Below are 20,492 nucleotides of genomic sequence, written 5' to 3' on the forward strand. Positions count from 1 at the left end.
CGAGCCGGCCGCCGCGCCCGTCGCCGACGAGGCGCCCCGCCGCCGTGGCTCGCGCCGCGTGACGAGCGACACCCTGACCGCGCTTCCGGTTGCCGACGCCGCGCCGGTTGCCGATGACGCCGCGGCGACCGCCGCCGCCGCCGAGCCTGCAGACGCTCAGCCGGCCGGCACCCCGGCCTCGACCGATACCGCCGCCGCGAGCGAGCAGGGCGAGCAAGGCGAGGGCGACGAGTCCGCGACCGCCGGCGGCCGCAACCGAAGCCGCAACCGCAACCGCCGGGGCGCCGACCGCGCCGAGAACGGCGAGAACCGCACGCAGCAGAACGGCGCCCAGCAGGGCGGCGGCCAGCAGAACGGCGGCCAGCAGAACGGCGGCCAGCAGCAGTCGGCTCGCGAGCAGCAGCGTGCCGAGGGCACCGCGCGCGCCGCCGAGCAGAACCGCGGCCCCCAGAACGACCGTGCCGAGCAAGACGCCGACGGGCGCAACCGCAACCGCGGTCGCGGCCGCGACCGCAAGCGCGGCCCCGGGGGCGACGACCTCGAGCCCGAGATCAGCGACGACGACGTGCTCATCCCCGTGGCGGGCATCCTCGACGTGCTCGACAACTACGCCTTCGTGCGCACCACCGGCTACCTGCCGGGCCCCAGCGACGTCTACGTCTCGCTCGGCCAGGTCAAGAAGTACGGGCTGCGCAAGGGCGACGCCGTCGTCGGCGCCATCCGTCAGCCGCGCGAGGGCGAGAACCAGGGCCGCCAGAAGTACAACGCGCTCGTTCGCGTCGACTCGATCAACGGCCAGTCGGTCGACGAGGCCGCCGCGCGCGTCGAGTTCAGCAAGCTCACGCCGCTGTACCCGACCGAGCGACTGCGTCTCGAGACCGCTCCCGGCACGCTGTCGACGCGCATCATCGACCTCGCCGCGCCGATCGGCAAGGGCCAGCGCGGCCTCATCGTCTCGCCGCCCAAGGCGGGCAAGACGCTCGTGCTGCAGGCCATCGCCGATGCGATCGCCAAGAACAACCCCGAGGTGCACCTCATGGTCGTGCTCGTCGACGAGCGCCCCGAAGAGGTCACCGACATGCAGCGCTCGGTCAAGGGCGAGGTCATCGCCTCGACCTTCGACCGCCCCGCTGAAGACCACACGACGGTCGCCGAGCTCGCCATCGAGCGAGCGAAGCGCCTCGTCGAGCTCGGGCACGACGTCGTCGTGCTGCTCGACTCGATCACCCGCCTGGGCCGCGCGTACAACGTAACGGCGCCGACCAGTGGGCGCATCCTCTCGGGCGGCGTCGATTCGGCCGCGCTCTACCCGCCGAAGCGCTTCTTCGGTGCCGCGCGCAACATCGAAGACGGCGGCTCGCTCACGATCCTCGCCACCGCGCTCGTCGAGACCGGTTCGAAGATGGACGAGGTGATCTTCGAAGAGTTCAAGGGCACCGGCAACATGGAGCTGCGCCTCTCGCGCCAGCTCGCCGACAAGCGCATCTTCCCGGCCGTCGACATCTCGGCCTCGGGCACGCGCCGCGAAGAGATGCTGCTCGGCGCCGACGAGGTGCGCGTCACGTGGCAGCTGCGGCGTGCGCTCGCGAGCCTCGACACCCAAGCGGCGCTGGAACTTGTTCTTGGCAAGCTGAAGGACACCGCCTCGAACGTCGAGTTCCTCGTGGCCGTGCAGAAGTCGCTGCCGCAGGCGTCGACGCACGCTGACGGCTAGGGACGTCGTGTTCGAATCGGTCGGCGCCCTGATCGCCGAGCACGAGTCGCTGCAAGAGCAGCTCGGCGACCCCGCCGTGCACGCCGATGCCGCGCGCGCCAAGAAGCTCAACCGGCGCTACGCCGAGCTGAGCCAGATCGTGGATGCCCACAGCAAGTGGCAGCAGGCCTCCGACGATCTCGTCGCGGCTCGAGAGCTCGCCAAGGACGACGAGGCGTTCGCCGACGAGGTGCCCGCGCTCGAGCAGGCCGTGACCGAGCGCGCCGAGAAGCTGCGCCGGCTCCTGATCCCGCGCGACCCGGACGACGGGCGCGACGTGATCATGGAGATCAAGGGCGGCGAGGGCGGCGAGGAGTCGGCGCTGTTCGCGGCCGACCTGCTGCGCATGTACAGCTACTACGCCGAGTCGCGCGGCTGGAAGGTCGAGCTGCTCGACGCCACCCGCAGCGACATGGGCGGGTACAAAGACGTGCAGGTCGCCATCAAGGGCAGCTCGAGCGATCCCGCTGAGGGCCCGTGGGCCAGCCTCAAGTACGAGGGCGGCGTGCACCGCGTGCAGCGCGTGCCGGCGACGGAGTCGCAGGGGCGCATCCACACCTCGACGACGGGCGTGCTCGTCTTCCCCGAGGTCGATGAGCCCGAAGAGGTCGACATCAACCAGAACGACCTCAAGATCGACGTCTACCGCTCGAGCGGCCCCGGCGGCCAGTCGGTCAACACGACCGACTCGGCCGTGCGCATCACCCACCTGCCGACGGGCATCGTCGTGGCGATGCAGAACGAGAAGAGCCAGCTGCAGAACCGCGAGGCGGCGATGCGCGTGCTGCGCGCTCGCATCCTCGCGCGCCAGCAGGAGGAGCGTGACGCGGTCGCGAGCGATGCGCGCAAGAGCCAGATCCGCGGCATGGACCGCTCGGAGCGCATCCGCACCTACAACTTCCCCGAGAACCGCATCGCCGACCACCGCACGGGCTACAAGGCCTACAACCTCGACGCCGTCATGAACGGCGCGCTCGCGCCCGTGGTCGAGTCGTGCATCTCATTCGACGAAGAGGCGCGGCTGTCGGCTCTCGGCGACACCGACGCCTGATCTGCCGACCGTGAGCAAGCCCGACCTCGCGGCGTTGCGCGCGCACGCCGTCAGCGTTCTCGCCGAGGCCGGCGTGCCGACGCCCGAGGCCGACGCCGACCTGCTCATCGGGCATGTGCTCGGCATGAGCCGCGGGCAGGTGCAGGCCAAAGCCCTCATCGGCGCGCCCGTCGACGCCGAGCAGGTCATGACGATCACCGAGTACACCGAGCGACGAGCGACGCGCGAACCCGTGCAGCACATCACGGGGGTCGCGCCGTTCCGCACGCTCGAGCTCGCGGTCGGGCCGGGCGTGTTCGTGCCCCGGCCCGAGACCGAGCTCGTCGTGCAGTTCGCGATCGACGCCCTCGCGGCCGTGCCGAGCGCGAGCCCGCTCGCCGTCGACCTCGGCAGCGGCAGCGGAGCGATCGCCCTCGCGATGGCCGTCGAGGTGCCGCACGCGCAGGTCGTGGCCGTTGAGAACTCGGCCCCCGCCTTCGTCTGGACCACCCGCAACGTGCGCCGCTACGGCGACGACCGCGTGCGGCTCGTCTTCGCCGATCTGGCGGATGCGGTGCCCGAGCTCGACGGAACCGTCGACGTCGTCGCCTCCAACCCGCCTTACATCCCCGTGGGCGCGGTTCCGCGCGACCCCGAGGTGCGCCTCTTCGACCCCGAGCACGCTCTCTACTCGGGTGCCGACGGGCTGGACGCCGTGCGGGCGCTCGTCGTCACGGCGCACCGCCTGCTGCGACCCGGCGGCACCCTCGTGATCGAGCACGGCGAACTGCAGGCCGAGGCCATCGCCGCACTCGTGCGCGCGGGCGGCTTCACCGCCGTGGCATCACACCGCGACCTGCTCGGCCGCGACCGCGCGACGACCGCGCATCGCTAGTCCGGCGCGCCGCCCCGCCTGCACCCGTCAGCGCGCCCACCACGTCGTACTGCTTCGGACACCTCGCACGTATGCGACAGTGCGAACTGTCCGAGTCAGTACGATTCGGCAACGCGGGTCGACGGGCGCGTGCAGCTCAGGCGACCGCGTACGGGTACTCCACCGACCGCCCCTGGAACCGCAGGATCGCCTCGTTGCGCACCCGGCCATCCTCGATCTCGATCGCGCGGGCGATAGTGTCCGACGCCGCCCACGACGCCGGGCCCTCCATGACCGTGCGGAGGAACGGCAAGAGCGCCTCGCTGATCTCCCACGTTGTCGAGTTCCACAGCAGCGAGGGGCTGTGGTCGACGGCGTAGTAGTTGGTCGACCCGCCGACGGTGATCATCGGCTCGGCGAACGAGGTGGCGCGCGCCCAGCTGAAGCCCATGCTCTCGTCGATCGAGACGTCGACGATGAGGCTGCCCGGCCGGAAGGCGTCGAGGTCGTCAAGCCGCAGGTAGGTGAGGGGAGCGTTCGGGTCTTGCAGCGTGCAGTTGACGACGATGTCATTCGCCGCGAGGTAGGCGGGCAGAGCGACCGGGCCGTCGTCGGTGTTGACCGTGCTCGCGAACGGCGACTCGGGGTCGTGCTCGAACTGCACGATGTCGACCGAGGGGATGGGCGAGCCGACGGCCGCAATGTCGCGGTTCGTGAGCACGCGCACATCGTGGATGCCGTGCGCATTGAGCGCCGTCACCGCACCGCGCGCGGTCGCCCCGAATCCGATCACGACCGCGGTCAGGCGCCGGCCGTAGTCGCCCGTCGAGCCGCACAGCTGCAGCGCGTGGATGACCGAGCAATAGCCCGCCAGCTCGTTGTTCTTGTGGAAGACGTGCAGGCCGAATCCGCCGTCAGAGCGCCAGTGGTTCATGGCCTCCCACGCGATGAGCGTGAGGCTCTTGTCGATCGCGAGCTGCGTGATCGCACGGTCTTGCACGCAGTGCGGCCAGCCCCACAGGGTTTGACCATCGCGCAGATCCTCGAGGTCGGTGGCTTGCGGCTTCGGCAGCAGCACGACGTCGGCACGGGCGATGACCTCGGCCCGGTCGACGAGAGGGCCCACGAGGGGCTCGAGCTCCGCATCCGCGATACCGAATCGGGCACCGTAGCCGCGCTCGAAGCTCATGGCGGAGCGCAGGTCAGCGTCGATGCGCTCGAGGTGCGCGGGGTGAATCGGCAGCCGGTGCTCGTCCGGCTTGCGCGAGGTGGCAAGAACGCCGAGGTGCAGCAGTCCGTTGGTCGATTCCGTTGTGCTCATGCCCCACTGTAGAGCGGGGATTGCCAGGCCTAGGCCGCGCGAGCCTCGGCAGCGAAGGCCTCGATCGCGGCGAGCAGCGAGGCCTCGTCGATGTAGACGTGCCCGGTGATGCCGACCGACTCGGCGCCGGAGACGTTCTCGACGAGATCGTCGGCGAAGAACGTGTCGGCAGCGGCAGCGCCATAGTGGGCGAGCACGCGCTCGAACACGAGCGGGTCGGGCTTGCGCGCACCGAAGAACGACGAGGCGTGCATGTTCTCGCGCCCCATAATGGGCACGAGTTCGGGCGCGACCTCGTGCAGGTGGTGGTGGATGAGGATGCCGTTGTTCGTCAACAGGGCCACCTGCCCGAGCTCGGCGGCGCGGCGCACGGCGTCGAGGGCGGCGGGCCGCGCGTGCGTCGCCTCGGCGCGGATGCGGACCCACTCCTCACGCGACACCGGCGCCCCGATCACCTCGGTCACGCGCCGCAGGTACTCGTCCGGATCGCTCGGGTCGCCCGCCTCGGCCTGCCACTCCATGCCGCTGATCCACCAGCGGCGACGCAGTTCGTGCAGGTCGTGGCCCGTGATGGCGGTGAGCTCGTCCATGCGGTCGCGCCAGCGGTAGTCGTAGAGAACGTCGTCCATGTCGAACACGAAGAGCAGGGTCACACCCCTCAGTCTGCCCCAGTACGATGAACGCATCATGACCACCGTGTACGACTGCTCTGTCGAGAGCGAGCTGCTCGAGGGTCTGCGGGCGGCCCGCGGTGCCATCGGTCGCGGCGAGCTCGTCGTCATCCCCACCGACACCGTCTACGGGCTCGCGGCCGACGCCTTCCGCCCGGCGGCTGTGCAGCGCCTTCTCGACGCGAAAGAGCGCGGGCGCGACGCGCCGCCGCCCGTGCTCATCCCGGGCATCCCCACGCTCAACGCGCTCGCCGAGAGTGTGCCCGAGGTGGTCGAGGCGCTCGTGAAGGAGTTCTGGCCCGGCGGGCTCACGGTCATCGTCGAGGCGCGCGAGTCGCTCGCCTGGGATCTCGGCGAGACGCGCGGCACGGTCGCCCTGCGCATGCCCGACAACCGGCACGCCCTGCACCTGCTCGCCGACACTGGTCCACTGGCCGTTTCGAGCGCCAACATCAGCGGGATGCCCGCCGCGACGACCGCGCAGGAGGCGCTCGCGATGCTCGGCGATCGCGTGAGCGTCTACCTCGACGGTGGTGCCGTGGGCGGCACCCTCCCGGCCGGCGCCGATCCCGGCTCGACGATCGTCGATGCCACGAGCCTGCACCTGCCCGAGGGCAAGCTACGCATCGTGCGCCACGGCGTGATCCCCGACGACGAGATCATCCGCGTCGCCGGCGCCGAGCTGGTGTCGTGACCTTCTACCTGCTCGTGGCCCTCATCGCGGGCCTCGTGAGCTTCGGCGCCTCGTGGGGGGTGCTGCGGCTGAGCCATCGCTTCAAGCTCTACCCGGGCATCCGTGAGCGCGATGTGCACACGACGCCCACGCCGCGCCTGGGCGGCATCGCCATCGTCATCGGCATCGTCGTGGCCCTCGCGATCGCCTCGCAGATCAGCTGGTTCGACCTGGTCTACGCCGACCCGTTCCCAATCATCGCGATCATCGCCTCGGCGCTCATCATGCTGGGTCTCGGCGTGGTCGACGACCTCTACGACCTCGACTGGATGACGAAGCTCGCCGGCCAGCTGCTCATCGCCGGGTTCCTCGCCTGGTCGAGCCTGCAGCTCACCTCGCTGCCGATCGGCCCCGACGGGGGCATCACGCTGCTCTCGCCCACGATGTCGCTCGTGATCACGGTGCTCGCGGTCGTGCTCGTCATGAACGCGGTCAACTTCATCGACGGACTCGACGGCCTCGTCGCGGGCGTCACGATCATCGCGGGCACCGTCTTCTTCATCTACAGCTACCTGCTCTCGATCGACACCGCGCAGACGGCCTTCAACCTGGCCTCGCTCGTCATGGCGGTGCTGCTCGGCGCGACCGCCGGCTTCCTGCCCTTCAACTGGCACCCGGCCAAGATCTTCATGGGCGACGGGGGAGCCCTCGTCGTCGGCATGCTCATGGCGGTCTCGACCACCTCGGTGACGGGGCAGATCGACCCGGGCATCGATCGCAGCCAGCTCGTGCCCGCGTTCATCCCGCTGCTGCTGCCCTTCGCGGTGCTCATCGTGCCGTTGCTCGACTTCGGCCTCGCCGTGCTGCGGCGCCTGCGCGCGGGCAAGTCGCCCTTCAGTGCCGACCGCAAGCACCTGCACCACCGCCTGCTCGACATGGGCCACTCGCACTTCCACGCCGTGCTGATCTTCTACGCGTGGACGGCCGTCGTCGCCTTCGGAGCCCTGCTCTTCTTGTTCTTCGCCTGGTGGTGGGCGCTCACGGCGATGGTCGTCGGGCTCGTCGCCTGCACGCTCGTGACGCTCGCGCCGCTCAGCCGTCGCAAGCGCATCGAGGCGGTCGCGCAGTCGGCGCCCGAGAGCGACGAGGCGCTCGCGCGCTTCGATCCGCTGGATGCCGCGGCCCCCGCCGCGCTCGACGACGAGTCGCTCGAGGCCGATGCCGTCGCCACGGGCCTCATCGAGGCCCCGACCGCCCCTGCCGACCCTGCTCTGCGACCCGAGGAGTCCCGATGACCGCGCTGCCCGACCCCCGTCCCTCGACCGCCGCTCCCGTGCTGCGCCGAGCCCTCGTCTACGGCGCAGCGCTGTCGTTCGCGATCGCGATCATCGGCAGCGTGGCCGGGGCGCTCGTCGCCGAGCTGCCCGGCATGCTGAGCGCGCTCATCGGCGCCGGCATGGGCTTCGTCTTCCTCGCGCTGACCGCGGCGAGCATCCTGCTGGCCGATCGCGTCACGGGCAGCGATCTGCTGTCGCCCGCCTACTTCGGCATCGTCATCGGCGCGTGGATCCTGAAGTTCATTGTGTTCCTCGTCCTCGTCTTCACGCTGCGCGATGCGACGTTCGTCGAGCCGGTCGTGCTGTTCGTGTGCCTCGTCGCGGCCGTCGTCGGCGGCCTCGTCACCGACATCGTCGCGGTGACGCGTTCGCGCCTGCCCTACGTGAGCGACGTGCGGCTGCCGGGCAAAGACGAGATCCCCGAGCTGTGAGGCGCGGGCCCTGAGAGGGCCCTTCGAACCGCTCGCGAACGCCCGATGCGCGTACGACGGCACCCCGTTCTCTTGGTAGGGTGGAGGAACCGCCGCCGATCGCCGCGAAGCCGACCGTTTCGCCCCGATGCTGGAGACTCCCCTGAGCGCTGCCGCCCTGATCCCCGCCCTCGCTTTCGCGACCGCTCCCGCGACGGACGCTCCGGAGTTCAAGGGTCCGTCGATCCTCGACTTCTTCCCGCCGGCCATCTTCTTCGAGGGCAACGAGTTCTTCGAGATGAACCGCATCATGCTGCTGCGGCTCGTCATCGTGGCCCTCATCTTCATCCTCTTCTGGCTCGGCACGCGCAAGATGCAGCTCGTGCCCGGCCGCTTCCAGGGCACGATCGAGATGGGCCTCGAGTTCGTGCGCAAGGGCATCGTCGAAGACCTGCTCGGGCAGAAAGACGGCAAGCGGTTCCTGCCGCTCATCACCACGATCTTCTTCCTCGTGCTCTTCATGAACCTCACGGGCATCGTGCCGGGCATCAATATCGCCGGCACTTCGGTCATCGGCCTGCCGCTCGTGCTTGCGGTCGCCGCCTACATCGCCTTCATCTGGGCGGGCCTGCGCAAGCACCCCTGGGCCTTCCTGCGCAACGCGCTCTTCCCGCCCGGGGTGCCCCCGTTCCTCTACATCATCGTGACGCCCATCGAGTTCATCTCGATGTTCGTGCTGCGGCCCGTCACGCTCACGCTCCGACTGCTCATGAACATGATCGTCGGCCACCTGCTGCTCGTGCTCTTCTTCTCGGCCACGGCGTTCTTCATGGTCGAGCTGGGCGGCTGGTGGATCGCCGCGAGCGCCGTCACGCTCGCGTTCGGCACGGCCTTCACGTTCTTCGAGATCCTCGTCTCGGTACTGCAGGCCTACGTCTTCGCCCTCTTGACCACTGTCTACATCCAGCTCGCGCTGGCAGACGAGCACTAGGAACGACCCTCCGGGCGCGCACCCGCACGCCCGGTTCCGATACGGAAGGAAACACCCCTCGTGGACGCAAACACGGTTCTCGCTGAGATCAACGGCAACATCGCGACCGTCGGCTACGGCCTCTCGGCCATCGGTGCCGGTATCGGCGTCGGCATCGTCGTCGGCAAGACGATCGAGTCGGTCGCCCGTCAGCCCGAGCTGCAGGGCCGCCTGACGGTGCTCATGTACATCGGTATCGCCTTCACCGAGGCGCTCGCGTTCATCGGCATCGCGACGTACTTCATCTTCGTCTAGGAGAGTCCTTCACATGCTCGCAGAGCTCATCATCGCGGCGGAAGAGACGCCGAACCCGCTGCTTCCGGCGTGGTACGACATCGTCTACTCGCTGATCCCCTTCATCCTCGTCCTGCTGCTCTTCTGGCGCGTGGTTCTTCCTCGTATGCAGAAGACGCTCGACGAGCGCGCCGCGCTCATCGAGGGCGGCATCGAGAAGGCGGAGTCGGCGCAGGCCGAGGCCAAGGCCGCCCTCGAGCAGTACAACGCGCTGCTCGCCGAGGGTCGCGCCGAGGCGGCGAAGATCCGCGAGCAGGCACGCGCCGAGGGCAACGCCATCCTGGCCGAGCTCAAAGAGGCGGCGCAGGTCGAGGCGGCCCGCGTCACGGCGACCGCCCAGCAGCAGATCGAGGCCGAGCGCCAGGCGGCGCTCGTCTCGCTGCGGGCCGAGGTCGGCTCGCTCGCCCTCGATCTCGCGAGCGGCGTCATCGGCGAGAGCCTCGCCGACGACAAGCGCGCGACCGCGCTCGTCGACCGGTTCCTCGCCGACCTCGAGAACGACACCGCCTCCAGCAAGAAGGCGGCCAAGTAGCGATGGGTTCCGCGACGCGCAGTGCTCTCGAGTCGGCCCGCTCCGCGCTGGCCGACGCGAAGGGCGTCGACCTGGCGACGGGCGAGCAGCTGCTCGCCGCCGCCCGCACGATCGGCGGCTCGACGCAGCTCCTCGGCGCGCTCGCGAACCCTTCGGGCGACGCCGCGGGCACGAAGGCGCTCGTCGCCGCCGTGTTCGGCGAGGTCGGTGCGACCGCGCGCGGTCTCATCGATGTCGTGGTGAGCAGCCGCTGGTCGACGGGCGACGATCTGCTCGCCGGTCTCGAAGAGCTGGGTATCCGGGCCATCGCGGCGACGGCGACGGCTCCCGGTGCCATCGAGGCCGAGCTGTTCGAGTTCGGTCGCGCTGTGACGTCGGATGCTGAGCTCGAGCTTGCGATCGGCAGCAAGCGCGACTCCGCGGCCGGCAAGCTCAGCCTCGTCCAGAGCCTCCTCGGCGGCAGCGCCTCGGCGCAGACGCTCGCGATCGCCGGCCACCTCGTGCAGCAGCCGCGCGGCCGCCGCATCGGCGAGCTCGTGCGCAGCGCGGCGGCCACGGTCGCCGACACCGCGGGCAAGGGCATCGCGACCGTCACGGTCGCCCGCCCGCTCTCGGCGACGCAGCTCTCGGCGGTCACGGCGAGCATCGCGCGCCGCTACGGCCGCGACCACGTGGTCAACCAGGTCGTCGACCCCTCGCTCGTGGGGGGTGTGCGCGTGCAGGTCGGCGATGAGGTCATCGACGGCAGCATCGCCTCGCGCCTGGCCGATGTGAAGCTTCAGCTGGCCGGTTAGGCGCAGCCCACCAGATACCAGACGAGCAGCCGCAGGGGTGCTCGAACGAAAAGGGAAGAACATGGCAGAACTCACGATCAGCCCGGACGAGATCCGCGACGCGCTGAAGAACTTCGCGAAGTCCTACGCCCCGGGCACGGCCGTCGCCACCGAGGTCGGTCACGTCATCGACGCCGCCGACGGTATCGCGCACGTCGAGGGCCTGCCGGGCGTCATGGCCAACGAGCTCATTCGCTTCGCCGACGGCACCCTGGGCCTCGCCCAGAACCTCGACGAGAACGAGATCGGTGTCGTCGTGCTCGGTGAGTTCACCGGCATCGTCGAGGGCATGGAGGTCACTCGCACGGGCGAGGTGCTCTCGGTGCCCGTCGGCGACGCGTACCTCGGCCGCGTGGTCGACCCGCTCGGCGCGCCCATCGACGGCCTCGGCGAGATCGCGAGCGAGGGCCGTCGCGCCCTCGAGCTGCAGGCGCCGGGCGTCATGCAGCGCAAGAGCGTGCACGAGCCCCTGCAGACCGGCATCAAGGCGATCGACGCCATGATCCCCGTCGGCCGCGGCCAGCGTCAGCTGATCATCGGCGACCGCCAGACCGGCAAGACGGCTATCGCGATCGACACGATCATCAACCAGAAGGCCAACTGGGAGTCGGGCGACACCAACAAGCAGGTGCGCTGCATCTACGTCGCCATCGGCCAGAAGGGCTCGACGATCGCGGCCGTGAAGGGCGCGCTCGAAGAGGCCGGTGCCATGGAGTACACGACGATCGTCGCCGCTCCCGCCTCCGACCCCGCTGGCTTCAAGTACCTCGCCCCCTACACCGGCTCGGCTATCGGCCAGCACTGGATGTACGGCGGCAAGCACGTGCTCATCATCTTCGACGACCTGTCGAAGCAGGCCGAGGCCTACCGCGCCGTCTCGCTGCTGCTGCGCCGCCCGCCGGGGCGCGAGGCCTACCCGGGCGACGTCTTCTACTTGCACTCCCGTCTGCTCGAGCGCTGCGCCAAGCTCTCCGACGAGCTCGGTGCCGGCTCGATGACGGGTCTGCCGATCATCGAGACCAAGGCCAACGACGTCTCGGCGTACATCCCGACCAACGTGATCTCGATCACCGACGGCCAGATCTTCCTGCAGTCCGACCTCTTCAACGCCAACCAGCGCCCCGCGGTCGACGTCGGCATCTCGGTCTCGCGCGTGGGTGGCGACGCCCAGGTCAAGAGCATCAAGAAGGTCTCCGGAACCTTGAAGCTCGAGCTCGCGCAGTACCGCTCGCTGCAGGCCTTCGCGATGTTCGCGAGCGACCTCGACGCGGCCAGCCGCCGTCAGCTCTCGCGCGGTGCTCGCCTGACCGAGCTGCTCAAGCAGCCGCAGTACTCGCCCTACCCCGTCGAGGAGCAGGTCGTCTCGATCTGGGCCGGCACGAAGGGCAAGCTCGACACCGTCGACGTCGACGACGTGCTGCGGTTCGAGGCCGAGCTGCTCGACCACCTGCGTCGCAACACCTCGATCCTCACGACGCTGCGCGAGACCAACGTTCTCGACGACGCGACCGAGGCCGAGCTCGAGAAGGCCGTCGACGCGTTCGTCGTCGCCTTCCAGGGCGGCGAAGAGGGCGGCGTGCACGCCGGCAGCGAGCAGTTCGACGCCGTCGAGGCCGAAGACATCAACCAGGAGAAGATCGTCCGCCGCAAGAAGTAGGACTGCGGGCGGGCGTCTCGCGCCCGCCCCATCCCCGGCGATCGACCACGACAGCACCGACCAAGAAACGGAAACCAACCATGGGAGCGCAACTTCGGGTCTACCGGCAGAAGATTCGTTCTGCCCAGACGACCAAGAAGATCACGCGCGCGATGGAGCTCATCTCCGCCTCGCGGATCCAGAAGGCGCAGGCGCGGATGGCGGCCTCGGGCCCGTACGCGCGCGCGGTGACGCGCGCCGTCTCGGCCGTCGCGACGTACTCGAACGTCGACCACGTGCTGACGACCGAGCGCGAGAACCCCACGCGCGCGGCCGTGGTGGTCTTCACCTCCGACCGCGGTCTCGCCGGAGCCTTCAGCTCGCAGGCGATCCGTGAGGCCAACGAGCTGCGCACCCGCCTTGAAGACGAGGGCCGCGAGGTCGTCACCTACCTCATCGGGCGCAAGGCGGTCTCGTACTACGCCTTCCGTCGTCGCGCGGTCGAGAAGCAGTGGACGGGCAACACCGACCAGCCCGAGTTCGCCACCGCGAAAGAGATCGCCGACACGCTGGTCGAAGCCTTCGTGCGCGGGGGCACCGACGGCGGGGTCGACGAGATCCACATCGTCTACAACCGCTTCGTGAGCCTCGTGACGCAGACGCCCGAGATCGTGCGCGTGCTGCCGCTCGAGGTCGTCGACGGCGTCGACGAGCCCGGCTCGACCGACGTGCTGCCGCTCTACGAGTTCGAGCCCGAGGTCGACAAGGTGCTCGACGCCCTGCTGCCGGTCTACATCGAGAGCCGAATCTTCAACGCCATGCTGCAGTCGGCCGCCTCTGAGCACGCCGCCCGTCAGAAGGCGATGAAGTCGGCGAGCGACAATGCCGACAAGCTCATCACCGACTACACCCGACTGGCGAACAACGCTCGCCAGGCGGAGATCACCCAGCAGATTTCTGAGATCGTCGGCGGCGCCGACGCCCTCGGTTCGAAGTAGCTGCGGCTCGACCGCGCACCGACACACACAGAGACGACAGGAAGAGAAACCATGGCTACCGCAACCAAGAAGGCCCCGGCCGCGAAGGCTGCCTCCGCAGGAGTCGGGCGTATCGCCCGCGTGACCGGCCCGGTCGTCGACATCGAGTTCCCGCACGACGCCATCCCCGGCATCTACAACGCGCTCTCGACCACGATCACGATCGACGGCGAGTCGACCGAGCTCGTTCTCGAGGTCGCTCAACACCTCGGTGACGACCTCGTGCGCGCGATCGCCCTCAAGCCGACCGACGGCCTCGTGCGCGGTCAAGAGGTGCGCGACTCGGGCTCGCCGATCACCGTGCCCGTCGGCGACGTCACCAAGGGCAAGGTGTTCAACGTCACGGGCGACGTGCTCAACGGTGCGCCCGGCGAGACGATCGAGGTCTCGGAGCGCTGGCCGATCCACCGCAAGCCCCCGGCGTTCGACCAGCTCGAGTCGAAGACGCAGCTGTTCGAGACGGGCATCAAGGTCATCGACCTGCTCACGCCCTACGTGCTCGGCGGCAAGATCGGCCTCTTCGGCGGTGCCGGTGTCGGCAAGACCGTGCTCATCCAGGAGATGATCCAGCGCGTCGCGCAAGACCACGGTGGTGTGTCGGTGTTCGCCGGCGTCGGCGAGCGCACCCGTGAGGGCAACGACCTCATCCACGAGATGGAGGAGGCGGGCGTCTTCGACAAGACGGCTCTCGTGTTCGGCCAGATGGACGAGCCGCCGGGAACCCGCCTTCGCGTCGCGCTCTCGGCCCTGACGATGGCCGAGTACTTCCGTGACGTGCAGAACCAGGACGTTCTGCTCTTCATCGACAACATCTTCCGCTTCACGCAGGCGGGTTCCGAGGTGTCGACGCTGCTCGGCCGCATGCCCTCCGCGGTGGGCTACCAGCCGAACCTCGCTGACGAGATGGGCATCCTGCAGGAGCGCATCACCTCGACGCGCGGTCACTCGATCACCTCGCTGCAGGCGATCTACGTGCCCGCCGACGACTACACCGACCCGGCGCCGGCCACGACCTTCGCGCACCTCGACGCGACGACCGAGCTCAGCCGCGAGATCGCGTCGAAGGGCCTCTACCCGGCCGTCGACCCGCTCACCTCGACGAGCCGCATCCTCGACCCGCTCTACATCGGCGAGGACCACTACCGCGTGGCCACGACGGTGAAGCAGATCCTGCAGAAGAACAAAGAGCTGCAGGAGATCATCGCGATCCTCGGTGTCGACGAGCTGTCGGAGGAGGACAAGATCACGGTGTCGCGAGCGCGCCGCATCCAGCAGTTCCTCTCGCAGAACACCTACATGGCCAAGAAGTTCACGGGTGTCGAGGGTTCGACCGTGCCCCTCAAGGACACGATCGAGTCGTTCGACGCGATCGCCAAGGGCGAGTTCGACCACGTGGCCGAGCAGGCCTTCTTCAACGTCGGTGCCATCAGCGACGTCGAAGAGCGTTGGGCGCAGATCCAGAAGGAGAACGGCTGATCATGGCCGAGCTCACGGTGAGCGTCGTCTCGGCCGACCGCGAGGTCTGGTCGGGAACGGCGAAGCAGATCGTGGCGCGCACGACCGAGGGCGAGATCGGCATCCTGCCCGGTCACGAGCCGCTGCTCGGAATTCTGAGCGCCGGCGAGGTTCGCATCACGCCGACCGAGGGTGCCGTCATCGTCGCACAGGCAGAAGACGGCTTCCTCTCGGTCGAGAACAACACCGTGACGATCGTCGCGGGCGCCGCCGCGCTCGTCTAGACCGGTCGGGAAGCGTCTCGTGCTCGTCGCGATGGCGGGCCTTCCGGGCTCGGGAAAGAGCACGGTGGCCGAAGAACTCGCGCGAGCGGTCGGCATGCCCGTGGTGTCGGTCGATCCGGTCGAGTCGGCGATCCTGCGTGCGGGGATCGACGCCGACCAGCCGACCGGGCTAGCGGCATACCTCGTCGCCGAGACAATCGCGGACGCTGTGGTGCGGTCCGGCCAGGGCGTCATCATCGATGCGGTCAACGCTGTCGCGCCGGCGCGCGACCAGTGGGTGCTGCTGGGCGAGCGCCTCGGCGTCGAGGTGCGGTTCGTCGAGACCCTGTGCAGCGACGCGAACGTGCACCGTCAGCGACTCGAGCAGCGCCGCCGCGATCTCGTGCACATCGCCGAGCCCACGTGGCACGCGGTCGAGCAGAGCCTCGACGAGTACGCGCCGTGGTCGGGCCTCGCCGAGACACGACCCCGACTGACGCTCGACACGGTGCAGCCGCTAGCGGCGCTCGTTGCGCAGGCGGCCGCATTCGTGCGCAGCTGATGCACCTGCTGCTGCCGCCCTCTGAGACCAAGCGTGACGGGGGGTCGGGGCCGGGGCTCGACCTCGGCGCCCTCTCGTACCCGGCCCTCACGGATGCTCGGCACACCGTCATCGAGGCGCTCGCACGGCTCTCGGCCGACGACGCAGCAGCCGCGCGCGCACTGAAGCTCGGCGCCAAGGCGGCAGCGCTCGAGCTTGCGCGCAACCGCGCTCTGCAGAGCAGTGCGACGATGCCCGCGATCGAGCGGTACACGGGCGTGCTCTACGACGCCCTGGACGTCGCGGCCTGGGGGGCGGATGCGCGAGCACGGGCATCCCGGCACCTCATCGTGCACTCGGCCCTGCTGGGGCTCGTCGCGGCCGACGACCCGATCCCCGCCTACCGGCTCTCGCACGACACCCGGCTGCCCGGGCTCGTGCTGCGCGCCCACTGGGCGTCGCGCGCCGCCGCAGAGCTCGCGCAGCTCGAGGGCCCGATCATCGATCTTCGCTCGGCGGGCTACGCCGCCCTCGGGCCGCTGCCCGACAGGCCCGACGCGGTCGTCGTACGGGTCGTGGCGATCGGTGACGACGGGGTGGCGCGCGCACTCAACCACTTCAACAAGAAGGGCAAGGGGGAGTACCTGCGCGCTCTGCTCGCCGCCGGCCCCCTGCCATCGTCGATCGACGAGCTGTGCGCCGTGTCGACCGCGCTCGGGTGGCCTCTGCGGCGCTGTGCGGCCGCCGAGCTCGAGCTCGTCGTGCCCGGCACCCTGCCGCCGCGCTGAGCGCGAGCCCGCCTCGACTTCGCGTCGACCCAGCGTCGACCCAGCATCGAACCAGCGTCGCCCACACGGTGAACCAGAGGGCCGACCGACGGCGGTTCTCTCGTCAAGCCGAGCGCCAGCACCCCGCCACATGATCGTCGACGAGGCCCGCCGACTGCATGAGGGCGTAGGCGGTCGTCGGTCCGACGAAGCGCAGGCCTCGGGTCTTGAGCGCGCGTGCGAGGGCACGCGACGCGTCGGTCTGCGCCGGCACGTCGGCGAGCGTCGCGAGTGGTCGGTCGCGGGCGACCGGCCGATGCGCCCAGATGAGCGCATCGAGTCCTCCGGGCTCGGCGTCGAGCCAGTCGACCAGCACGCGCGCGTTCGCGATGGTCGCCTCGACCTTGGCGCGATTGCGAATGATGCCCTCGTCGGTCAGCAAGCGCTGCACATCGTTATCGCCGTAGGCCGCGATACGCCGCCAGTCGAAGCCATCGAAGGCCCGCCGGAAGCCTTCGCGCCGGCGCAGGATCGTGATCCACGAGAGCCCGCTCTGAAAGGCCTCGAGCGTGAGCTTCTCGAAGAGGGCGCGGTCGCCGTGCAGGGCGACGCCCCACTCGTCGTCGTGGTACCGCTCATAGAGCTCATCGCTGCCGACCCAGGCGCAGCGGTCGCGCCCATCGGCACCCGTGCGAACCGATGCCGTGATCATCGGTGCGGGATTCCTTCGTGATCGAGCAGCCAGGCCTTCGTTATGACGCCGTCGCCAGCGCTGTAGCCCGTGATGCGGGCGTCGCTCGCAAGCACGCGGTGGCAGGGGATCAGCAGCGGGACGGGGTTCGCCCCGACGGCACCGCCCACCGCTCGCCCGGCGGTGGCCCGACCCGTAGCGAGCCCGAGCTCGCCGTAGCCGCGCACCGCGCCGAACGGGATCTGCTGCAGCTGCTGCCAGATCGCCTGCTGGAACGGGGTGCCCTGCACGCGCACCGGCACGTCGAACGCGGTGCGCGCGCCCGCAAAGTACTCGGAGAGCTGCGCCGCCGCCCGTCGCAGCACGGGCGTGGGGGATTCGGGCAAACCATCGGTCGAGAGCCGCCCGGCGGCGGCGATCTCGAGCATCGTCACGGCCGCGTCGTCGCCGACGAGAGCGATGCGACCGAGGGGGGAGTCGATCGTGAGCAGACCGGCGGCGGAAGCGGTGCGGGGTGTCATGGGTTGAGGCTAACGCGAGCGCGCATCCCGGCACTGGCGGTTTCGCGACACGGGGATTGCGCATCGCCGGGCAGCGCGGGGGAGGATGGAGGCATGACTTCGATGCCCCAGCGACCCCTCGCCGACACCGACCTGCTCGTCTCTGCCGTGGGCCTCGGCTGCAACAACTTCGGCCGCCCCGGCTCGGCCACCGAGGACCAGGCCGGTACCGACCGCGTGCTGCACGCGGCGATCGATCACGGCATCACGCTGCTCGACACGGCCGAGATGTACGGCTACGAGCACGGGCGCAGCGAGTCGATGATGGGCCGGGCGCTCGCGGGCCGCCGCGACAGCGTCGTGATCGCCACGAAGTTCGGGCACGCCGAGGCGAAGAACCCCGACCTCGTCGACGTGCCCCACGGCAGTCGCGCCTATATTCGCGCCGCGGTCGAGGGCTCGCTGCGTCGGCTGCGCACCGATCGCATCGACCTCTACCAGCTGCACACGCCCGACCCCGAGACACCCATCGATGAGACCCTCAGCGCGCTGCACGAGCTCGTCGACGAGGGAAAGGTGCGCTCTCTCGGGCACTCGAACTTCTCGCCCGCCCAGGTCGACGAGGCTGAGCGGGCGGCGGCTGCCGCCGGTCACCCCCGCTTCGTGAGCGCCCAGAACGAGTACAGCCTGCTCGTGCGCGAGGCCGACGCCGAGCTGCTGCCCGCGCTCGAGCGGCACCGCATGGGCCTGCTGCCGTACTTTCCGCTCGCGAACGGGCTCTTCACCGGCAAGTTCTCGCGCGAGGGCGGCCCCGCCGACTCGCGCATCATGCGCCAGCGTCCGCACATCGCGACCGAGGCGCCGTGGGACGCCATCGAGGCCTTCGCCGCCCTGTGCGCCGATCGCGGGGTCGGGATGCTCGAGGGCACGATCGGGTGGCTGATGAGCCGCCCGGCGATGGCCTCGGTGATCGCGGGGGCGACGACCGAGCAGCAGATCGCGCAGAACGCTGCGGCCGCCGGGGCGTGGGCCCCCGACGCTGACGCCCTCGCGCGCATCGACGAGCTGTTCCCCGCCTCCGCGTAGCGGCAGCACGGCCGCGGCGATACGCCGCACCGCGCCCGTGCCTCGCGCGACCGCTACTCGGTGGTGTCGGTCGTCTCGATCGGCTCGCGGTCGATGTTGAGGTCTTTGTCGAGTGCCGCCGCCTGCTCGTTGAGGGCCGTGAACTCGTCGACGAGCTCGTTGTAGCGGTCGATCGTGGCGTTGGTCTCGTCGATGCGCCGGGTGAGCGCCGATTGACGGTCGATCAGGGCCTGACGATCGCGCTCGAAGGCGGATTGGCTCGTGTAGCCGCCGGGGCGCGAGGCGCGGGCGTTGAACGCCGTGATGTCGCGCTCGAGCGCCGCCGCGGCGCGCTCGGCCGCGGCCTGCTCCTCGTCGATCTGGGCGCTCAGCGCCTCGAGCTCGGTATTCAGACGGTTGAGCTCGTCTTCGAGCTGCTGGAAGATCGCCTCGACCTCCTGCCAGAGCGCGACCACGGCGCTGCGGTCGTCGAAGTACTCGGCGTAGTGCTGCTCGAGCTCGGCGGGGATGCTCGGCAGCTCGGTGCCGACGATCGCGTAGAGCTCGGGGATGCGCGATGTGGGGTCGTTCTGCTCGTACGCCGCAATGCGCTCGACGAGCTCGCTGTCGGGCTCGAGCTCGGCGAACACCTGCTCGAGCGGCTCGGCGAGTGCCTGCTGCTGCTCGAGCGGCAGCCGATCCCACGCCGCGTGCAGCATCTCGTGCGCCGCCACGACCACTTCGAAGGCGGCCAGGTCGATGTTCGTGATGTCGTAGAGGTAGATGCGACCGTCGGCGAGCGTGTAGCAGCCGAGCACACCGATGTCGGGCTGCTCGCTCGAGCACACGCGGTCGAACTCGCCGTCGGGCACGACGCTCGGGGTGCTCGCGTAGAACAAGAAGCGGCCGCGCTCGCTCATGGCCGCGCGCGTGGCGTAGCCCGAGATCGCCGGGGTGGGGTCGTACTGCCACACCGTCAGCTGGTCGCTGACAGCCCGCGGGTTGGCGACGGCCCAGGCGGTCGAGGCGACGAGAGCGGACTGCGCGATGATCGCGACGACCGCTGCAGCGAGCAGGATGCCGCGGCCCACGCGTGCCGCCCGACCGCGCCGCTCGGCCGTCGGGGCGGTGCTCAGCGGCTCGTGATCGGTCATGCCTCCACGCTAGCGGCGGTCAGCGCCTCAGCGCGCGAGTACCGCGATTGCGGCGTTAAGAGTCGTCGCGAAGAGCGCCCAGCCCCAGTAGGGAACGAGCAGCGTGGCGGCGAGGCGGCTCACGTCGCCGAACCGGATCATGGTGGCGAGGATGGCGAAGTCGAGCACGACGATGATGACGAGGGCGATCCACGCCCCCGGCGCCCCGAGCAGAGCCCCGAGCCCGAAGAAGGCCGGACTCCACACCGCGTTGAGGCCCAGCTGGACGGCGTAGGCGCGCAACGCACGGCTGCGAGCGGGCGAGTCGGGACGACGCCAGACCATCCACGCGGCGACCGACATGAGCACGTAGAGCATCGTCCAGACCGGGGCGAAGACGGCGTTCGGGGGAGTCCACATGGGCTGGGGCGTCTCGGCGTACCACCCGGCGATGCCGGGGGCCGAGAGCACCGAGCCGATCGCGGCGACGCTCGCCGCGATCGCGAGCAGCAGCACGAGGGCCAGGGCCGATCGTGCGGTCGACCGCTCGGCGGCGGCGGCCCGGGCGGGCGCGGTCATCGGCCGAGCGGGTGCGCGGGACGCCGACGAGAGCCCCTGTCGCGGGCCGTTCATCGACTGCGTCGCC

Annotated in this window: 23 protein-coding genes; 17 read left to right on the forward strand and 6 right to left on the reverse strand. The window is 69.9% G+C overall.

Annotation, left to right across the window (positions count from 1 at the left end; all coding sequences use genetic code 11):
* The 3 genes from rho to prmC all read left to right on the forward strand — a co-directional run.
* Nucleotides 1-1,714 (forward strand): transcription termination factor Rho (gene rho / locus ACK4HH_RS10600; protein ID WP_409651512.1); only part of this gene is annotated, 1,714 nt, incomplete at its 5' end.
* Between the two features lie 7 nt (nt 1,715-1,721).
* Nucleotides 1,722-2,804 (forward strand): peptide chain release factor 1, encoded by a 1,083-nt coding sequence (prfA, locus tag ACK4HH_RS10605; protein ID WP_409651514.1) that lies wholly within the window; start codon nt 1,722-1,724, stop codon nt 2,802-2,804.
* 10 nt (nt 2,805-2,814) lie between these two features.
* Nucleotides 2,815-3,678 (forward strand): peptide chain release factor N(5)-glutamine methyltransferase, encoded by an 864-nt coding sequence (prmC, locus tag ACK4HH_RS10610; protein ID WP_409651517.1) that lies wholly within the window; start codon nt 2,815-2,817, stop codon nt 3,676-3,678.
* Nucleotides 3,679-3,814: 136 nt separating this feature from the next.
* On the opposite strand, the gene ACK4HH_RS10615 is transcribed toward prmC, so the two are convergent.
* Both ACK4HH_RS10615 and ACK4HH_RS10620 read right to left on the reverse strand, forming a co-directional pair.
* A complete protein-coding gene (locus ACK4HH_RS10615) occupies nt 3,815-4,978 on the reverse strand; it encodes a N(5)-(carboxyethyl)ornithine synthase (RefSeq protein ID WP_409651519.1) in 1,164 nt (387 codons plus the stop codon).
* 29 nt (nt 4,979-5,007) lie between these two features.
* Nucleotides 5,008-5,631, reverse strand: coding sequence for an HAD family hydrolase (locus tag ACK4HH_RS10620; protein WP_409651521.1), 624 nt, complete (start codon nt 5,629-5,631; stop codon nt 5,008-5,010).
* A 34-nt stretch (nt 5,632-5,665) separates the two neighbouring features.
* On the opposite strand from ACK4HH_RS10620, the gene ACK4HH_RS10625 reads away from it, so the two are divergent.
* The 13 genes from ACK4HH_RS10625 (at nt 5,666) to ACK4HH_RS10685 (ending at nt 16,478) form a co-directional block, all read left to right on the forward strand.
* Entirely contained in the window at nt 5,666-6,343 is a 678-nt protein-coding gene (locus ACK4HH_RS10625) for an L-threonylcarbamoyladenylate synthase (RefSeq protein WP_409651524.1), read from the forward strand.
* Entirely contained in the window at nt 6,340-7,617 is a 1,278-nt protein-coding gene (locus ACK4HH_RS10630) for an MraY family glycosyltransferase (RefSeq protein WP_409651526.1), read from the forward strand. The genes ACK4HH_RS10625 and ACK4HH_RS10630 overlap by 4 nt, the downstream gene beginning before the upstream one ends.
* Nucleotides 7,614-8,090 (forward strand): hypothetical protein, encoded by a 477-nt coding sequence (locus tag ACK4HH_RS10635; RefSeq protein WP_409651528.1) that lies wholly within the window; start codon nt 7,614-7,616, stop codon nt 8,088-8,090. Before ACK4HH_RS10630 ends, ACK4HH_RS10635 begins: the two co-directional genes overlap by 4 nt.
* Nucleotides 8,091-8,217: 127 nt before the next feature.
* Nucleotides 8,218-9,060, forward strand: a complete 843-nt coding sequence (gene atpB, locus ACK4HH_RS10640; protein WP_409651530.1) for a F0F1 ATP synthase subunit A — start codon at nt 8,218-8,220, stop codon at nt 9,058-9,060.
* A gap of 60 nt (nt 9,061-9,120) precedes the next feature.
* Complete coding sequence (gene atpE, locus ACK4HH_RS10645) at nt 9,121-9,354, forward strand: ATP synthase F0 subunit C (RefSeq protein WP_409651532.1); 234 nt, start codon at nt 9,121-9,123, stop codon at nt 9,352-9,354.
* 13 nt (nt 9,355-9,367) lie between these two features.
* Nucleotides 9,368-9,925, forward strand: a complete 558-nt coding sequence (locus ACK4HH_RS10650; protein ID WP_409651535.1) for a F0F1 ATP synthase subunit B — start codon at nt 9,368-9,370, stop codon at nt 9,923-9,925.
* A gap of 2 nt (nt 9,926-9,927) precedes the next feature.
* Entirely contained in the window at nt 9,928-10,719 is a 792-nt protein-coding gene (locus tag ACK4HH_RS10655) for a F0F1 ATP synthase subunit delta (protein ID WP_409651538.1), read from the forward strand.
* Between the two features lie 61 nt (nt 10,720-10,780).
* Nucleotides 10,781-12,415 carry a F0F1 ATP synthase subunit alpha gene (atpA, locus tag ACK4HH_RS10660; RefSeq protein WP_409651540.1) on the forward strand — a complete coding sequence of 545 codons (1,635 nt, stop codon included), beginning with the start codon at nt 10,781-10,783 and terminating at the stop codon, nt 12,413-12,415.
* A gap of 80 nt (nt 12,416-12,495) precedes the next feature.
* Entirely contained in the window at nt 12,496-13,392 is an 897-nt protein-coding gene (locus ACK4HH_RS10665; RefSeq protein WP_255159786.1) for a F0F1 ATP synthase subunit gamma, read from the forward strand.
* 51 nt (nt 13,393-13,443) lie between these two features.
* Nucleotides 13,444-14,907 carry a F0F1 ATP synthase subunit beta gene (gene atpD, locus ACK4HH_RS10670; protein WP_255159785.1) on the forward strand — a complete coding sequence of 488 codons (1,464 nt, stop codon included), beginning with the start codon at nt 13,444-13,446 and terminating at the stop codon, nt 14,905-14,907.
* Nucleotides 14,908-14,909: 2 nt separating this feature from the next.
* Nucleotides 14,910-15,170 (forward strand): F0F1 ATP synthase subunit epsilon, encoded by a 261-nt coding sequence (locus ACK4HH_RS10675; RefSeq protein WP_409651545.1) that lies wholly within the window; start codon nt 14,910-14,912, stop codon nt 15,168-15,170.
* A 19-nt stretch (nt 15,171-15,189) separates the two neighbouring features.
* A complete protein-coding gene (locus tag ACK4HH_RS10680) occupies nt 15,190-15,711 on the forward strand; it encodes an AAA family ATPase (protein ID WP_409651548.1) in 522 nt (173 codons plus the stop codon).
* On the forward strand, nt 15,711-16,478 hold the full coding sequence (locus ACK4HH_RS10685) for a YaaA family protein (protein WP_409651551.1): 768 nt from the start codon (nt 15,711-15,713) through the stop codon (nt 16,476-16,478). The genes ACK4HH_RS10680 and ACK4HH_RS10685 overlap by 1 nt, the downstream gene beginning before the upstream one ends.
* Nucleotides 16,479-16,581: 103 nt before the next feature.
* Here the strand turns inward: ACK4HH_RS10685 and ACK4HH_RS10690 are convergent, their stop codons facing one another.
* Both ACK4HH_RS10690 and ACK4HH_RS10695 read right to left on the reverse strand, forming a co-directional pair.
* A complete protein-coding gene (locus ACK4HH_RS10690; protein WP_409651553.1) occupies nt 16,582-17,169 on the reverse strand; it encodes a DNA-3-methyladenine glycosylase I in 588 nt (195 codons plus the stop codon).
* Nucleotides 17,166-17,669, reverse strand: a complete 504-nt coding sequence (locus ACK4HH_RS10695) for a methylated-DNA--[protein]-cysteine S-methyltransferase (RefSeq protein WP_409651556.1) — start codon at nt 17,667-17,669, stop codon at nt 17,166-17,168. The genes ACK4HH_RS10690 and ACK4HH_RS10695 overlap by 4 nt, the downstream gene beginning before the upstream one ends.
* A gap of 93 nt (nt 17,670-17,762) precedes the next feature.
* On the opposite strand from ACK4HH_RS10695, the gene ACK4HH_RS10700 reads away from it, so the two are divergent.
* Nucleotides 17,763-18,734, forward strand: coding sequence for an aldo/keto reductase (locus ACK4HH_RS10700; RefSeq protein WP_409651558.1), 972 nt, complete (start codon nt 17,763-17,765; stop codon nt 18,732-18,734).
* Nucleotides 18,735-18,787: 53 nt separating this feature from the next.
* On the opposite strand, the gene ACK4HH_RS10705 is transcribed toward ACK4HH_RS10700, so the two are convergent.
* Entirely contained in the window at nt 18,788-19,867 is a 1,080-nt protein-coding gene (locus ACK4HH_RS10705) for a hypothetical protein (protein WP_409651561.1), read from the reverse strand.
* A gap of 27 nt (nt 19,868-19,894) precedes the next feature.
* Complete coding sequence (locus ACK4HH_RS10710) at nt 19,895-20,425, reverse strand: TspO/MBR family protein (protein ID WP_409651563.1); 531 nt, start codon at nt 20,423-20,425, stop codon at nt 19,895-19,897.
* Between the last annotated feature and the right edge of the window lie 67 nt (nt 20,426-20,492).

Origin of the sequence: Microcella sp. (assembly GCF_046296455.1) — a bacterium.
GTDB lineage: Bacteria > Actinomycetota > Actinomycetes > Actinomycetales > Microbacteriaceae > Microcella.